Origin of the sequence: Thermomonospora umbrina (genome assembly GCF_003386555.1) — a bacterium.
In the GTDB taxonomy this organism is placed as follows: domain Bacteria; phylum Actinomycetota; class Actinomycetes; order Streptosporangiales; family Streptosporangiaceae; genus Thermomonospora; species Thermomonospora umbrina.
In genome coordinates, this window is sequence record NZ_QTTT01000001.1 from 3,832,972 (window position 1) to 3,848,475 (window position 15,504).

The following is a 15,504-nucleotide window of genomic DNA, read 5'->3' on the forward strand; positions in this document are numbered from 1 at the left end:
ATTCATGCCCTGTTATACGGATAATTCACGTCTGCCCCACGCTGTGACTTCTGCGTCAGGCGCTCTCCGGGCCCGGGGCGATAGCGTGATCCCATGAGCAGCGCCGAGCCAGTGGCCCGTCCCGGGCCGTGCGACCTGCGCGTCCTGTGGGACGACAGGCTCATCTCCTACGACTTCGGGCCCACGCATCCGCTCAATCCCGTCCGGGTGGAGCTGACGATGGCGCTGGCCCGCGAGTACGGGGTGCTCGACCACCCGAACGTCGAGGTGACGGAGTTCGACCCGGCCGCCGACGTGCTGCTGGAGCTGATCCACGACCCGGCCTACATCGCCGCCGTACGGCACGCGGGCGCCACCGGGCTGCCCCATCCGAGGCACGGGCTCGGCACGCCCGACAACCCCGTCTTCCCCGGCATGCACGAGGCGTCCACGCTGGTCACCGGCGCTTCCGTGGCGGCGGCGGAGGCCGTGTGGAACGGCCGGACCACGCACGCCGCCAACATCGCCGGGGGCCTGCACCACGCGATGCGCTCGTCGGCCAGCGGCTTCTGCGTGTACGACGACCCCGCCGTGGCGATCGCCTGGCTGCTGGAGAACGGCGCCGAACGGGTCGCGTACGTCGACGTGGACGTCCACCACGGCGACGGCGTTCAAGCGGCCTTCTACAACGACCCGCGCGTGCTCACCATCAGCCTGCACGAGACGCCCCGGACGCTGTTCCCCGGCACCGGCTTCCCCCAGGAGACCGGCTCCGGCGACGCCAAGGGCATGGCCGTCAACGTGGCGCTGCCGCCGGGCACGGGTGACGCCGCGTGGCTGCGGGCCTTCCACGCCGTCGTGCCCCCGCTGCTGCGCGCCTTCCGGCCCGAGATCCTGCTGACCCAGCACGGCTGCGACAGCCACACGCTCGACCCGCTGGCCCACCTGATGCTGACCGTCGACGGCCAGCGCACCGCGTACGCCGCCCTGCACCGGCTCGCGCACGAGACGGCGGGCGGACGCTGGGTCGTGACCGGGGGCGGCGGCTACGAGCTGGTCCAGGTCGTGCCGCGCGCGTGGACGCACCTGCTGGCCGAGGCGGCGGGCAGGCCGCTCGACCCGGCCGCGTCGACCCCCGAGCCGTGGCGCGAGTTCGTCCGGCGACGGACCGGCGAGATCGCGCCCCGCCAGATGACCGACGCGCCGCCGGAGCACCGCGGCGCCGACACCGTGGAGGTGCACACGTGGGGGAGCGGCTACGACCCGGCCAATCCGGTGGACCAGGCGATCCTGGCGACCCGCAAGGCGGTCTTTCCCGAACACGGGCTGGATCCGCTGACGCAGGAGTGAACGTCCCCTCGCGCGACGAGCTGCGCGAGCACCTGGTGGCCACGATGATCGCCGGCGATGTGGCCACACCCAGGCAGAACAACCTGCTGCACTACCGGCGGATGGCCAATGGCGACCCCTACTACCTCTTCGGCCTGACCTTCGAACGCCCGTGGACCGAACGCGACGTGCTCGCGATGATGGCCGAACGCTGCGGCGTCAACCCCGACCCCACGCACTTCTACGGCGACGACACCATCGACCCCGACCTGACCCTCGACGCCCTGGAGGCCATGGCCGCGCGGATCGGCAAGGCCGCCGCGGACCGCGAGACCGTGGTGATGGCCACCGGCCACCCCGCCACCCTCATGCCGGTCTACACGGCCCTCGGACACGCGCTCGCCGAGCGCGGCTGCCGCATCCTCACCCCCGCGGCGGGCTGGTCGTACGACGCCGAGGTGGGGGCGGGAACGCTGCAGCGACGGCGGATCCGCTACCACGACGACATGATCGCGGCCCTGGACGGCGATGACGGTCGGGCGCACCACACGCACGACCCGTTCCCGATGGAGGCGATGCTGGCCGAGCTGGCGGCGAATATCACCACCTCCGAGCCATCCCCCGCAGAAGAATTCGGAAACTGGCCGGATCTGGCCATCGCCGACCACGGCTGGGCCGGCGCCGCCGGACAGGCCGGGATCGACACCGTCGGATTCGCCGACTGCAACGACCCCGCCCTGTTCGCGGGGGAGGTGGAGGGTCGGATCCTGGTCACGGTGCCCCTGGACGACGGCGTGCTGCCCGTGCATTACGCGCCGCTGACCGCGTTCTTGTTGTCCCATGCGGGCTTGATTGCCTGAACTCCCCTCTTGCGACTGTGGATGCACGATTTACGCTGGGGGAAGAACACGTGCGTGATCAAAGTCACCTGAAGGGCCGGTGCGCGGCACGTGTGGAAGAGGGCGTCCGATGGGCTCAGGCGAGGGACCTCTCAGCGAGGTCAGGTTCCTGACAGTGGCCGAAGTGGCGGCGGTGATGCGGGTGTCCAAGATGACCGTTTACCGCCTGGTCCACTCTGGAGAGCTGCCCGCGATACGCGTGGGCCGCTCGTTCCGGGTACCCGAGCAGGCCGTACACGACTATCTGCGCGACGCGTTCATCGAAGCCGGATGACCCGGTGACGCGAGCCCCACGGGGCTGAGCGTCACCGCCATCCGGGTCGCGCGGGCGGCCGTCGGCACGGGGCCGGGGGCGGAAGGGCCCGGTGCAGGCCACCGGGCCCACGAAGGCGAGCCCGCAGGGGCAAAGGCCACCCGGCCACCCCAGCGGGCTCCCACCCACGCCCACCCCCACCCCCACCCGCGAGCGGGCCCGCGTGGTCTGGACTGAGGAGGCTTTCAAGATCGTGACGAAGGAGCGATCTTGAAAACGACGAGGGAAGACCGCGCGTCAAAGGCCCGCGAGCAGCCGAGCGCAGCGAGGCAATGAACACGCGGTAGTCTTGGCCGTCGGACGGTGGGCCTCAGCCTCGAGTGCGGGAGCCCCGCGTCCGTCTCCTGCACGACACCCGGACGAGTGAGGTCACGTGGGCTCAGTCATCAAGAAGCGCCGTAAGCGGATGGCCAAGAAGAAGCACCGCAAGCTGCTCAAGAAGACTCGCGTTCAGCGCCGCAACAAGAAGTGAACCTACCGGCCGCACGGCCGTGAGGGGTGGGGTGCGCTGTGTCCGCCAAGCCCTCCGCCGCCGCCCGTGTCGTCCTCGTCACGGGGGTGTCCCGATTCCTGGGGGCCCGCGTCGCGGGCGTCCTCCAGGCCGAACCCGGCATCGACCGGGTCATCGGCGTGGACACGGTCCCACCCACGGTTCCGCTCGGGCGCACCGAGTTCTTCCGCGTTGACATCCGCACACCGGGCATCGCCGAGGTGATCTCCTCGGCCCGGGTCGACACGGTGGTCCACCTCAATCTGGTGACCGCCCAGATCGGTCCCCGGCCGAAGATGAAGGAACTCAACGTCATCGGCACCATGCAGTTGCTGGCGGCGTGTCAGCGCTCGCCGGACATGCGCAGGCTGGTGGTGCGGTCGTCGGCCGCGGTGTACGGCTCCTCGCCGCGCGATCCGGCGGTCTTCGGCGAGACCGACGAGCCGGCGGAGGCGCCGTCGTCGGGCTACGCCAAGGACGCGGTCGAGGTGGAGGGGTACGTCCGGGGGCTGATGCGCCGTCGGACGGACCTGCGGGTGTCGGTGCTGCGCTTCGCGAACTTCCTCGGCCCCGACGTCGACTCGCCGCTGACCCGCTACCTGCGGATGCCGGTGGTGCCGACCGTGCTGGGCTTCGATCCCCGGCTGCAGTTCGTGCACGAGGACGACGGGGTCGAGGTGCTGCGCCGGATGACCCTGGAGGATCATCCGGGCTGCTACAACGTGGCGGGCGACGGCGTGCTGCTGCTCTCGCAGGCGTTGCGCCGGGCGGGGCGGCCCACGGTGCCGTTGCCGGAGGCGTCGATGCGGCTGTTCGGCGACCTCGGTCGCCGGTTCGCCGGGCTCTCCGGGTTCTCCCCGGAGCTGCTCCGCTGGCTGATGCACGGCCGGGTGATCGACTGCTCCAGGCTCGAGGCGGAGCTGAGCTGGCGTCCCAAGTACTCGGCCGAGTCGGCGTTCACCGACTTCGTCCACACCTGGGGGCACGGCCACAACCCGCCGCTGGAGGCACTGGACCGGCTGGCCGGGTTGGCCGAACTGGCGGGACGGTTGGGAGGTCCCGGCCGATGAACGCGCGGCGCGACGGTCGTTCCGACGACGACATCGCCCCGGTGATCCCCCTGAAGCCGGAGGCCCGCGCTCCCGAACGCGACGGCCCGGCGGCCCGGATCGCCTCCGGGCTGGGGTTCCTGCGCCGCAGGCTGGCCGGGGCGTACGAGGTCGACGAGTTCGGCTTCGATCCCGAGCTGACCGAGACCGTGCTGATGCCCATCGTCCGCACGGTGTACGAGCACTGGTTCCGCGTCGAGGTGCGCGGCGTCGGGAACGTTCCCGAGTCCGGCGGCGCGTTGATCGTCGGCAACCACTCCGGGACGCTGCCCGTCGACGGCCTGATGCTCCAGATCGCCGTTCACGACGAGGCCCACCGCGATCTGCGGCTGTTGGGCGCCGACCTGGTCTACCAACTGCCCGTGCTGGGGCACCTGTCCCGCAAGGCCGGGCACACGCTGGCGCATCCGGCCGACGCGGCCCGGCTGCTCGGCAAGGGCGAGCTGGTCGGGGTCTTCCCGGAGGGCTTCAAAGGTGTCGGCAAGCCGTTCCGCGACCGGTACCGGCTGCAGCGGTTCGGCCGCGGCGGGTTCGTGGAGACGGCGCTGCGGGCCGGGGCGCCGATCATCCCCTGCGCGATCGTCGGCGCCGAGGAGATCTACCCCAAGATCGCCGAGCTGCGCACGCTCGCGCGGGCCCTGGGCCTGCCCTACTTCCCCCTCACGCCGACGTTCCCGCTGCTGGGCGGGCTGGGGCTGGTCCCGCTGCCGTCCAAGTGGCTGATCCGGTTCGGTGAGCCGATGCCGATGGAGGGGTACGGGCCCGAGGACGCCGACGACCCGATGACGGTGTTCGACCTCACCGACCACGTCCGCGAGACCGTTCAGCAGCTCGTGTACGACACCCTGCTGGAGCGCGGCCCCGCGTTCTTCTGAGCACGTTCCACAGACGCGTTCAGGACGAGCGGTAGTGACGTCGCAGGGCGATGCCCGCGGCGACGCCCCCGGCCAGCGCCCCGGCCCCGGCCGCGGCGGGCAGCGCCACCATCGTCACCTTGCGCCCGGTGCGGAAGTCGTGGATCGGCCACTGGTTCTCCTTGGCGTGCTCGCGCAGCGCGGAGTCCGGGTTGACCGCGTTGGGGTGGCCGACGGCGGTGAACATCGGCAGGTCGTTCACCGAGTCGCTGTACGCCGAGCAGCGGGACAGGTCGAGGCCCTCGCGCTGCGCCAGCGCCCGCACCGCCTCCGCCTTGGCGGGGCCGTGCAGCAGATTGCCGACCAGCCGCCCGGTGTAGACGCCGTCCTTGGTCTCCGCGACCGTCCCCAGGGCGCCGGTCAGGCCGAGCCGATGGGCGATGATCCGGGCCACCTCGACGGGGGTGGCGGTGACCAGCCAGACCTGCTGCCCGGCGTCGAGGTGCTGCAGGGCCAGCGCGCGGGTGCCGTGCCAGATCCGGTCGGCCATCACCTCGTCGTAGATCTCCTCGCTGAGCCGGACCAGGTCCTCGACCCGCTTGCCGGCCACGAAGGCCAGCGCGGCCTCCTTGGCGGTGCCGATGTGCTCGGTGTTCTCGGAGCCACGCAGCCGGAAGGCCGCCTGCCCGAAGGCGAACATCGCCAGATCGCGCATGGTGAACAGCTTGCGGGCGGCGAGCCCGCGCGCGAAGTAGTAGATGGACGCCCCGCGCATCATGGTGTTGTCGACGTCGAAGAACGCCGCCGCCGTGAGGTCGGGCGCGGCCCGCACCGCGCGCGGCTCGGCCGCGGCGGCCGCCGCCTCGCCCGCGCGCTTGGGGTCGGTCTCGGTGCGTCGCCAGAATCGCCGCATGCCCGAAGCCTAATTTACGTTGATCCGCTTCCCGCGCGTTCGGTCCCAATTGCGACCCCGCTCACCACGATCTTCGGCCTGCCGGGCCGCTCAGGAGGGCCGCTCCGGGGCGGGCGCGCCGGCCCGGCGTGTCGCGGCGGCGGCCGGGGTTTCGGCCACGAGCCGGTCGCGCAGGGCCGCCAGGAAGGTCGGGTCCGGCGGGCCGGGCGGGACGTACAGCCGGGCGAGCAGTTCCTCGGCGTATCGGTGGCGTCGGGTCTCGTGGAGCCTGCAGTCCATGCCGGCCCCCCTCCTCATCGCTTGCCCGCAAGAACGAGCGGGCCCGACGAGGGTTACGGGCGCGGGTGTCAGCCGCGCAGGTCCTGGGGGAGCATGCGGGCCAGCGACCGCACCGCCCGGTACTGCAGGGCCTTGATGGCGCCGGTCTTCTTGCCCATCACCAGCGCCGTCTCGGCCACCGACAGCCCGTGCAGGAACCGCAGCGTCACGCACTCCTGCTGCTCGGAGCCGAGCCGCTGGATCGCGCTCAGCAGGGCCCGGTTGGTCATCGCCTCCAGCACCCGCCGCTCGGGGTCCTCGGCGGTGCGGTCCGGGCCCGGACGATCGGGCTCCAGCAGGTCGGGTGTGCAGATCTCCAGGCGGAACCGGCTGGACTTGAAGTGGTCGGCCACCAGGTTGCGGGCGATCGTCACCAGCCAGGCGCCGAAGTCCTTGCCCTGCCAACTGAAGTCGCCGATCCGGCGCAGCGCCCGCAGGAACGTGTCGCTGGTCAGGTCCTCGGCCAGCGGGTGGGCGCCGACCCGGTAGTAGACGTACCGGTAGACCAACTCCACGTACAGGTCGTAGAGGGCGCCGAACGCGTCGGCCTCGCCGTCGCGGGCCCGCAGCACCAGGTCCTTGATCTCGTCCTCGTCCGCCGTCCTGGCGGCCGGGCGGCCGGTTCGACGGCGCGGCACCGTGCCGACGAGCGGGGTCGGCCAGGAGATCGCGGGGGACGATGCTTCGAGGGTCAGGCCGCGCATGAAGTTCTCCTGGGGTCGGACAGACCTCCGGCAGGAATCGCCACTCTAGATACCGATGGGTACGCGTGCAATGCCGTTGCGAAGGCGGGTATGGCTCCACTTCAGGCCCGAAGGGGGCGCGCCGACGATGTAAGCGGTCGCTTCTGTCGGGGCCCGGTACGCGTCATCCCCGTCGATCAGGCACCATAGGGCCGATGGTTCAAGGTATCCCGGCGCTGCTGGCGACCCTTGGTGCCTTGGCGGCCACCGGGTTGCTGATCCTGCGCGCCAAGAACGCGCGGCTGCCCTATCTGATCGCCTGGTGCCTGACGCTGGTCGGCATCTCCTTCGCGCTCGTCGCCATGACCCTGGGCTTCCTGTTCGGCTTCGGCGGCCTGCTGTTCCGGGTGATGGAGGTCGGGGGGGCGCTGCTCGGCCCGGTCTGGCTGGCGCTCGGGATGAGCGTGCTGATCACCCGGGTGCCGCAGCTCCGGTTCGTCTTCTGGCTGTCCGGGATCTCCTACACGGTGGTGGCCGTGGTGATCCTGCTGCTGGATCCGCTCAAGGGGAGTTTCACCGATTCCCTGCCGGATCCGGGCCGCCACTACGACACGCTGCCGCTGCTGCTCATCGACGTCGCCCACGCCGTGGCGGTCATCGCGCTGGTGGCCTGCACGGTGATGCTCGCGCTGCGGGCGGGCAAGCAGGACCGGGACGCCTACGAGCAGTTGATGCCGGTGGCCCTCGTGGCGCTGGCCGGGGTGCTGGTCGTCAGCGGCACCCGCGGGTTCCTGCCGGGCGTGTTGGCGGTCGTGGCGCTCGCGGGGGCCGCGGGGCTGGTCTGGTTCGGCGCCACCCGCACCCTGCCGCCCGCCGCGGCAGAGGACGACGCGTACGAGGACTACGACGACGAGTACGCGGGCCGGGAGCGGGAGTACGCCGGCGAGGAGTACGCGGCCCAGGAGTACGCCGGTCAGGAGTACCGGGGCCAGGACCATCCAGAGCAGGTGTACGCCGAACAGGGCTACGGGGAGCAGGGATACGTGGAGCAGGAGTACGTGGAGGGCTACGGCGAGCAGGCCCCGGGCTTCCCGGACGTCCGGACCGGATACGACGAGCAGCCCTACGCCGCCGCCCCCGGGCCCCAGATCCCCCCGGCGTCCCCCTCCCCGCTCGCGCCGCCGTTCCCGCCGCCGCTGCCCCAGCAGCCCCCCGGCATGGAGCCGCCCGGCAGGCACGCGGGAGGCCGCGTTCCGACCGGTGAGCGCCCCCGGCCTACCCTCGCCGACCTGGCGAAGCCCCCGCCGCCCCCGCAGCCGACCGCGGCCCCGCCGCTGTGCGGGCAGATCACCGTCTACACGCTGCTGGACGGGCGCGGCGAGGCGTTCGACCGGGTGGTCTCCGAGGCCGTGCGCGCCGCCCGCGAGGCCGAGCCGGACACGCTGATCTTCGCCTGCCACGAGGTGACCGGCGCGCCCACGCAGCGCATCGTCTACCAGTTGTTCCGCGACCAGGCCGCGTTCGCCGAGCACCAGCGTCTGCCGCACGTGCAGCGCTTCGCCGCCGAGTCCCGGCCGTTCGTGCTGACCACCAACGTCATCGAGCTGAACCTGACCTCCGCCAAGGTCGTCCCGCTGCCCTCGCCGGTCGTTCGGGATCACCTGTGACCGTCCCGGTCACCGTGACCCTGCTCGGCCGGCCCGGCTGCCATCTGTGCGACGACGCCCGCGAGGTGATCGCCCGGGTCGCCGCCGACCTCGGCGCGGTCTGGGAGGAACGGGACATCACCGAGTCCGCGGAGCTGACCGAGCGGTACTGGGAGCAGATCCCGGTGACGCTGGTCAACGGGGTGCGGCACGACTTCTGGCGGGTGGACGAGACCCGGCTGCGGGCCGCGATCACCGAGCTGCGACGCGCCTGAACGACTGCGTTCCGTAAAGAATCGGAAACATCCCGGGATGTTCCGTCAGTCACATCACGGTGTCCTGGCCCTGTGCCTCCGACGTCCGTGCTAGCGCTGCAATAGGCCCTCTGACCTGCGAGAACGCCGGGCGCTCGCAGGGTCGGGTCGAAGGGCGGCGCCCGGCGGCGACTTTGTGCATGTGTTCACAAAGGCTTAATCTGGAGGACGGCCCGGGGCGGCCGGCCAGGGCCGCAGGGGACCTGACCGGATCGTTCGCACCAGCGGGCCTGTCAGATCGAGTCCTGGCGTCAAGCCCAGAAGAGCAGGCCGTGACACGTCGACACAACCGCACCCGCGGCGACCGCGGGATTCCCGAGGCCACGGTGGCGCGGCTGCCGGTCTATCTGAGGGCGCTGCACAGCCTCCAGGAACGGGAGATCGCCACCGTCTCCTCCGAGGAGTTGGCCGCCGCCGCCGGGGTCAACTCGGCCAAGCTGCGCAAGGACCTGTCGCACCTCGGCTCGTACGGCACCCGGGGCGTCGGCTACGAGGTCGAGTACCTCGTCTACCAGATCTCCCGCGAGCTGGGCCTCACCCAGGACTGGGTCGTGGCCATCATCGGCGTGGGTAACCTTGGCCGGGCCCTGGCCGGCTACGGCGGCTTCGCGTCCCGCGGCTTCCGGGTCGCGGGCCTGCTGGACGCCGACGAGTCCGTGGTGGGCGAGCAGATCTCCGGGCTGTCCGTCCGGCACATCGACGACCTGGAACAGGTCATCGCCGACCACGGGGTCTCCATCGCGGTGATCGCGACCCCCGCGGCGGCCGCCCAGGGCCTGTGCGATCGTGTGGTCGCGGCGGGTGTGACGAGCGTGCTCAACTTCGCGCCGGTCGTCCTGTCGGTGCCCGAGGGAGTGGACGTGCGTAAGGTCGATCTGTCGATCGAGTTGCAGATCCTCGCGTTCCACGAGCAGCGCAAGGCCGGCGGGCCCGGCGAGGCGGGCGCCGAGGGCTGGGGAGAGGACCACGATGGTGATCGGGCGGACGACCGGGCACGGGGGCAAGAGCCTCCCGAGACCACGCAGTACGTAGAGGCGGTCGAGGCATGACGATCCTGGTGGTCGGGCTCAGCCACCGCAGCGCTCCGGTGGCCGTGCTGGAGCGCGCGGCGGTGACCGGGGACGACCTCGTCAAGCTGCTGCACGAGGTCAACGACTCGGTGCACGTCGCCGAGACCCTGATCGTGTCGACCTGCAACCGGATCGAGGTCTACGCCGTCGTGGACAAGTTCCACGGCGGTGTCTCCGACATCTCCGAGTCGCTGGCCCGGCACTCCGGCCTCACGCTCGACGAGCTGTCCCGGCACCTGTACGTGCACTATGAGGACCGCGCCGTCCAGCACGCGTTCTCGGTGGCGTGCGGGCTGGAGTCGATGGTGGTCGGCGAGAGCCAGATCCTCGGCCAGATCCGCACGGCGTTCAAGCTGGCCCAGGCCGAGGGCACGGTGGGCCGCGACCTGCACGAGCTGACCCAGCAGGCGCTGCGGGTCGGCAAGCGGGCGCACGCGGAGACCGGGGTCGACCAGGCCGGGGCCTCCCTGGTCGGCGTGGGCCTCCAGGTCGCCGCCGGGCACCTCGGCGACCTGGAGGGACGGCACGCGCTGGTGATCGGCGCCGGGTCGATGAGCGCCTTGGCGGTGTCCACGCTGGCCCGCGCCGGCGTGGGCGAGATCGTCGTCGCCAACCGCACCCTCGAGCGGGCCGTCAGGCTGGCCGAGGGCTCCGAGGTCCCCGCCCGGGCGATCGAGCTTTCCGACCTCACCGCCGCGCTCGACGAGGCCGACCTGGTGATCTCCTGCACGGGGGCCACCGGGCTGGTCATCACCGCCGACCAGATCACCTACAACCGGCGCGAGCGCTTCCTCCTCGACCTGGCGCTGCCGCACGACATCGACCCGGCCGTCCGCGAGCTGCCCGGGGTGGCGCTGGCGGGGCTGGACGACCTGCGCACGGCCGAGGAGGCCGCGCACGCGGTGGGCCCCCGGGCCGTCGAGGCGGTCCGCCGGATCGTCGCCGACGAGGTCGCCGGGTTCCTGAGCGCCGCCCGCGCCGCCGCCGTCGCGCCCACCGTCGTGGCGCTGCGCAGCAAGGCCGCCGACGTCGTCGACGCCGAGCTGGCCCGGCTGTCGGGCCGGCTGCCCGCCCTGGACGAACGGGACCGCGCCGAGATCGCCCAGACCGTGCGGCGGGTGGTCGACAAGCTGCTGCACGCCCCGACCGTCAGGGTGAAGGAGCTGGCGTCGGCGCCCGGCGGCGACACCTACGCCGACGCCCTGCGCGAGCTGTTCGACCTCGACCCGAAGGCACCCGAGGCCGTGGCCCGCCCGGACATCGAAGGATCGACGTCATGACCGTGCTGCGCCTGGGCACCCGCAAGAGCCTGATGGCCACCACCCAGTCCGGGTTCATCGCCGACGAGCTGTCCCGACTGACCGGGCATGCCGTCGAGTTGGTCGGGGTAACGACCGAGGGTGATGTCTCCAAGGCCCACCTGGCGCAGATGGGCGGTACCGGCGTGTTCGTCAACGCGCTGCGCGACCGGATCCTGTCGGGCGAGGTGGACTTCGCCGTGCACTCGCTGAAGGACCTGCCCACCGGGCCGGCCGAGGGCATCGTGCTCGCCGCCGTCCACCGGCGCGACGACCCGCGCGACGCGCTGTGCGGCCCGGCCAAGCTGGCCGACCTGCCGCGCGGCGCCCGCGTCGGCACCGGCTCGCCGCGCCGGGTCGCCCAACTGCGGGCGCTGCGCGCCGATCTGGACGTGGTGCCGATCCGCGGCAACGCCGACACCAGGCTCCGCAAGGTCACCGACGGGGAGTTGGACGCCGTCGTGCTGGCGTACGCGGGGCTGGGCCGGATCGGGCGGCTGGACGCCGTCTCGGAGATCTTCGACCCCGACCAGATGCTGCCGGCCCCCGGCCAGGGCGCGCTCGCGATCGAGTGCCGCTCCGACCGCGGCGACCTGGCCGAGCTCCTTGGAACGGTCGACGACCCCTCCACGCGCGCCGCGGTCACCGCCGAGCGCACCGTCCTGGCGGTCCTGGAGGCCGGGTGCTCGGCGCCCGTCGGGGCCTTCGCCACCGTCGAGGACCCCGCAGATGTAGAACCGAAGCTCCACCTGACCGCGTGCGTCGCCGCCCTCGACGGCGCCCGGCAGGTGAGGCTTTCCGCAAGCGGCCACCCGGAGCGGGCCGAGGAGATCGGGCGCGACCTCGCCGCCCGGCTGCTCGCCCAGGGGGCCGACCAGTTGATGGGGGAGCGTCGCATTGAGCCCCAGTAACGTTGGCGAGAACGACACCACGCCGGGCACCGTCTCGTTCGTCGGGATGGGCCCGGGAGATCCGGGGCTGCTGACCCTGCGGGCCGTCACCAAGCTCGGCCAGGCCGACACGGTGGTGGTGAGCCGGGCGGACTGTCCCGCCGAGATCCTGGCGCACTGCCGTCCGGACGCGGAGATCCTCGACACCGCCGAGCAGGACCCGGTCGAGCTGACCGACCGGGCCGCCCGGCGGGGGCACGAGGTGGTCCGGCTGTTCCGCGGCGACCCCGGGGTGGGCTGCGCCGTGCACGAGGAGGCCGAGGCCTGCGGTCGGGCCGGCATCCCGTTCGAGATCGTCCCCGGCGTCTCGGCGATCACCGGTGTGCCCGCGTACGCGGGGATCCCGCTGACCGACGCGCGGACCCGCGAGGTCCGGGTGATCGACGCCCGCGCCGGCGGCGTCGACTGGGAGGACTTCTCCTCTCCCGAGGCCACGCTGGTGATCCTCGGCGCGGAGGGCACGGTGGCGGAGGTCACCAAGGGCCTGATCGCCGCCGGGCGTCCGGAGTCCACGCCGGCCGCGATGACCGGCCTGGGCACCACCACCGAGCAGGAGACGGTGGTCTCCACGCTGCAGCGCCTCGTCCCCGACACCAAGGGGATGGAGGCCCCCGCGATGATCATCGTGGGGGACGTGGTCGACTGGCGCGACCGGCTCTCGTGGTTCGAGACCAAGGCGCTGTTCGGCTGGCGGGTGCTGGTGCCGCGCACCAAGGAGCAGGCCGCGACGCTGTCGGACCGGCTGCGCTCGTACGGCGCGGTGCCCGAGGAGGTCCCGACCATCTCGGTGGAGCCGCCGCGCACCCCGCAGCAGATGGACCGGGCCGTGAAGGGCCTGGTCACCGGACGGTACGAGTGGGTGGTGTTCACCTCCACCAACGCCGTGCGGGCCGTTCGGGAGAAGTTCGACGACTACGGTCTGGACGCGCGGGCGTTCGCCGGGCTGAAGGTCGCCGCCGTCGGCGAGCAGACCGCCCGGGCGCTGGTGGAGTTCGGGGTCAGCCCCGACCTCGTGCCGACCGGCCAGCAGTCCGGGGAGGGGCTGCTGGAGGTCTGGCCGCCGTACGACAAGGACCTCGACCCGATCAACCGGGTGCTGCTGCCGCGCGCCGACATCGCCACCGACGTCCTCATCGCCGGACTGACCGAGCTGGGCTGGGAGTGCGACGACGTGACCGCGTACCGGACGGTGCGGGCCGCCCCGCCGCCGGAGGACATCCGCGTGGCCATCAAGGGCGGCGGGTTCGACGCGGTGCTGTTCACCTCCAGCTCCACGGTCCGCAACCTCATCGGCATCGCCGGCAAGCCGCACAACGTGACGGTGATCGCGGTGATCGGTCCGCAGACCGCCAAGACGGCCGAGGAGTACGGGCTGCGGGTGGACGTGATGGCCGAGAAGCCGTCCGCTTTGGCGCTGGCCGAGGCATTGGCGGAGTACGGTGCGAAACGGAGGGCCGCCCAGATCGAGGCGGGCGACCCGTTGCGCAAACCGAGCCAGATGCGGCGCGGCGCCCGTCGGCGCAGGTGACGCCGCTCTCCGACGTCGAAAAGGTTCATCGATGACCGCACGCTTCCCCGCCGCCCGGCCCCGCCGGCTGCGGCGCACGCCCGCCCTGCGTCGGATGGTGGCCGAGCACCGGCTCGCCCCGGCCGATCTGATCCTGCCGATGTTCGTCAAGGAGGGCATCGCCGAGCCGCAGCCGGTCGCCTCGATGCCCGGGGTCGTCCAGCACACGCCCGACACGCTCCGCAAGGCGGCCCACGAGGCCGTGGAGGCGGGTGTGGGCGGCCTGATGCTGTTCGGGATCCCCGCGGTGAAGGACGGCGTCGGTTCGGGCGCCGACGACCCCGACGGGATCGTGCAGCGGGCCGTGCGCGAGCTGCGGGCCGACCTCGGCGACTCCGCCGTGCTGATGGCGGACCTGTGCCTGGACGAGTACACCGACCACGGTCACTGCGGTGTCGTCACCCCGTCCGGCGAGATCGACAACGACGCGACGCTGGAGCGGTACGCCTTGATCGGGCTGACGTTGGCCGCGTCCGGCGTCGACATGGTGGCGCCCAGCGGGATGATGGACGGCCAGGTCGGCGTGATCCGCGGGGCGCTGGACGGGGCCGGGCACCAGGACGTGTCGATCATGGCGTACTCGGTGAAGTACTCCTCGGCGTACTACGGCCCGTTCCGCGACGCCGCCGAGTGCGCGCCGCAGTTCGGCGACCGCTCGGCCTATCAGCAGGATCCGGCCAACATCGCCGAGTCGCTGCGCGAGGTCGCGCTGGACCTCGACGAGGGCGCCGACGTGGTGATCGTCAAGCCCGCCGGCGCCTATCTGGACGTGGTCGCCCGGGTCCGCGACGCGGTGGACGTCCCGGTGGCCGCCTACCAGGTCAGCGGGGAGTACGCGATGGTCGAGGCCGCCGCCGCCAACGGGTGGCTGGACCGCGATCGGGTGATCATGGAGTCGCTGATCGGGATGCGCCGGGCCGGCGCCGACCTGATCCTCACCTACTGGGCCACCGAGGTGGCCCGCCGGCTGACCCGCTGAGCCGTCACTTTTATCACTTGGGTCCCATGAGAATCAGGGCTCCCTAGTCAATTGGAACCGTATCCGGGGGTTGGTCGGCGTATCTCGGATGCCGCCGGTCATTATCGGGTATCGGAGGGACTTGGGGGGAGCCATGATGCTGGCGGTGACGGCCAGGCGGCAGCGGGGGCGCAGTCGGCTGGCGAGCGCGGCGAAGCAGTACGCGGCACTGGGCTGGGCCTGCGTCCCGGGGGCGCGTCCCGGCGGCGACCGGGCCTGTAGCTGCGACCGGATCGGCTGCCCCGACCCGGGCGCCCATCCGGTCTCGGCGGCCTGGCGCATGCAGGCCACCACGGACCCGGTGGTGCTCAAACGCTGGTGGTCCGACGACCCGCAGGCCAACATCATCCTTCCCACCGGGCGGGTCTTCGACGTCTTCGACGTACCGGCGGCGGCGGGCGTCCTCGCCCTGGAGCGCATCGCCGCCCATCACTCCGACCCCGGCCCCACCAGCCCCGTGGGGCCGGTCGCCGCCGTGGGCCTGGACCGTCACCTGTTCTTCGCCGCCACCCGGGGCGCGCCCGAGGACGAGGACGAGTGGTGGTCGTGCCACCTCGACTGCTCCCCGGAGACCATCACCGACTCCCCGGGGCTGCGCTGGCACTGCCGCGACAGCTACGTGGTGGCACCGCCGTCCGTCCTCCCCGGCGACCGTGAGGTCGCCTGGGTCCGACCGCCCGACCGCGAGCCCCTCCCCGACCCGGTGCGCCTCCTGGAGATCCTCGCCGACAGTTGCGAGGCCGTCCGTTAGGAC

General features: G+C 72.2%; 17 protein-coding genes. 14 read left to right on the forward strand and 3 right to left on the reverse strand.

The window, feature by feature from the left end:
- Positions 1-93: 93 nt before the first annotated feature.
- The 6 genes from DFJ69_RS17030 to DFJ69_RS17055 all read left to right on the forward strand — a co-directional run bounded on the left by DFJ69_RS17030 (position 94) and on the right by DFJ69_RS17055 (position 4,994).
- Positions 94-1,329 carry an acetoin utilization protein AcuC gene (locus tag DFJ69_RS17030; RefSeq protein WP_116023505.1) on the forward strand — a complete coding sequence of 412 codons (1,236 nt, stop codon included), beginning with the start codon at positions 94-96 and terminating at the stop codon, positions 1,327-1,329.
- Entirely contained in the window at positions 1,326-2,168 is an 843-nt protein-coding gene (locus DFJ69_RS17035; RefSeq protein WP_116023506.1) for a phosphatase, read from the forward strand. Before DFJ69_RS17030 ends, DFJ69_RS17035 begins: the two co-directional genes overlap by 4 nt.
- A gap of 109 nt (positions 2,169-2,277) precedes the next feature.
- Complete coding sequence (locus DFJ69_RS17040) at positions 2,278-2,481, forward strand: helix-turn-helix domain-containing protein (protein WP_116023507.1); 204 nt, start codon at positions 2,278-2,280, stop codon at positions 2,479-2,481.
- 412 nt (positions 2,482-2,893) lie between these two features.
- A complete protein-coding gene (locus DFJ69_RS17045) occupies positions 2,894-2,992 on the forward strand; it encodes a 30S ribosomal protein bS22 (protein ID WP_012854759.1) in 99 nt (32 codons plus the stop codon).
- Between the two features lie 38 nt (positions 2,993-3,030).
- Positions 3,031-4,080 (forward strand): NAD-dependent epimerase/dehydratase family protein, encoded by a 1,050-nt coding sequence (locus DFJ69_RS17050; protein ID WP_245974434.1) that lies wholly within the window; start codon positions 3,031-3,033, stop codon positions 4,078-4,080.
- Positions 4,077-4,994: a lysophospholipid acyltransferase family protein gene (locus DFJ69_RS17055; protein WP_116023509.1), complete on the forward strand. Its 918-nt coding sequence runs from the start codon at positions 4,077-4,079 to the stop codon at positions 4,992-4,994. Before DFJ69_RS17050 ends, DFJ69_RS17055 begins: the two co-directional genes overlap by 4 nt.
- Before the next feature lie 19 nt (positions 4,995-5,013).
- Here the strand turns inward: DFJ69_RS17055 and DFJ69_RS17060 are convergent, their stop codons facing one another.
- From DFJ69_RS17060 to DFJ69_RS17070, 3 genes are all read right to left on the reverse strand, one after another.
- Positions 5,014-5,886: an HAD family hydrolase gene (locus tag DFJ69_RS17060; RefSeq protein ID WP_116023510.1), complete on the reverse strand. Its 873-nt coding sequence runs from the start codon at positions 5,884-5,886 to the stop codon at positions 5,014-5,016.
- 90 nt (positions 5,887-5,976) lie between these two features.
- On the reverse strand, positions 5,977-6,165 hold the full coding sequence (locus DFJ69_RS17065) for a hypothetical protein (RefSeq protein WP_116023511.1): 189 nt from the start codon (positions 6,163-6,165) through the stop codon (positions 5,977-5,979).
- Between the two features lie 68 nt (positions 6,166-6,233).
- The gene (locus tag DFJ69_RS17070; RefSeq protein WP_116023512.1) at positions 6,234-6,908 is read right to left on the reverse strand and encodes a sigma-70 family RNA polymerase sigma factor; all 675 of its coding nucleotides are present in this window, start codon (positions 6,906-6,908) and stop codon (positions 6,234-6,236) included.
- Positions 6,909-7,102: 194 nt separating this feature from the next.
- Between DFJ69_RS17070 and DFJ69_RS17075 the strand changes: the two genes are divergently transcribed.
- The 8 genes from DFJ69_RS17075 to DFJ69_RS17110 all read left to right on the forward strand — a co-directional run bounded on the left by DFJ69_RS17075 (position 7,103) and on the right by DFJ69_RS17110 (position 15,501).
- Positions 7,103-8,554, forward strand: coding sequence for a putative quinol monooxygenase (locus tag DFJ69_RS17075; RefSeq protein ID WP_147312349.1), 1,452 nt, complete (start codon positions 7,103-7,105; stop codon positions 8,552-8,554).
- Positions 8,551-8,808 (forward strand): glutaredoxin family protein, encoded by a 258-nt coding sequence (locus DFJ69_RS17080; protein ID WP_116023514.1) that lies wholly within the window; start codon positions 8,551-8,553, stop codon positions 8,806-8,808. Before DFJ69_RS17075 ends, DFJ69_RS17080 begins: the two co-directional genes overlap by 4 nt.
- 311 nt (positions 8,809-9,119) lie before the next feature.
- Entirely contained in the window at positions 9,120-9,896 is a 777-nt protein-coding gene (locus DFJ69_RS17085; protein WP_211328645.1) for a redox-sensing transcriptional repressor Rex, read from the forward strand.
- Entirely contained in the window at positions 9,893-11,197 is a 1,305-nt protein-coding gene (locus DFJ69_RS17090; RefSeq protein ID WP_116023516.1) for a glutamyl-tRNA reductase, read from the forward strand. Before DFJ69_RS17085 ends, DFJ69_RS17090 begins: the two co-directional genes overlap by 4 nt.
- Complete coding sequence (hemC, locus tag DFJ69_RS17095) at positions 11,194-12,126, forward strand: hydroxymethylbilane synthase (protein WP_116023517.1); 933 nt, start codon at positions 11,194-11,196, stop codon at positions 12,124-12,126. Before DFJ69_RS17090 ends, hemC begins: the two co-directional genes overlap by 4 nt.
- Positions 12,113-13,693, forward strand: a complete 1,581-nt coding sequence (locus DFJ69_RS17100) for a bifunctional uroporphyrinogen-III C-methyltransferase/uroporphyrinogen-III synthase (RefSeq protein ID WP_281275863.1) — start codon at positions 12,113-12,115, stop codon at positions 13,691-13,693. Before hemC ends, DFJ69_RS17100 begins: the two co-directional genes overlap by 14 nt.
- Before the next feature lie 31 nt (positions 13,694-13,724).
- Positions 13,725-14,711, forward strand: a complete 987-nt coding sequence (hemB, locus tag DFJ69_RS17105) for a porphobilinogen synthase (protein ID WP_116023519.1) — start codon at positions 13,725-13,727, stop codon at positions 14,709-14,711.
- A gap of 136 nt (positions 14,712-14,847) precedes the next feature.
- Positions 14,848-15,501, forward strand: a complete 654-nt coding sequence (locus DFJ69_RS17110) for a bifunctional DNA primase/polymerase (RefSeq protein WP_425453420.1) — start codon at positions 14,848-14,850, stop codon at positions 15,499-15,501.
- Positions 15,502-15,504: the final 3 nt, after the last annotated feature.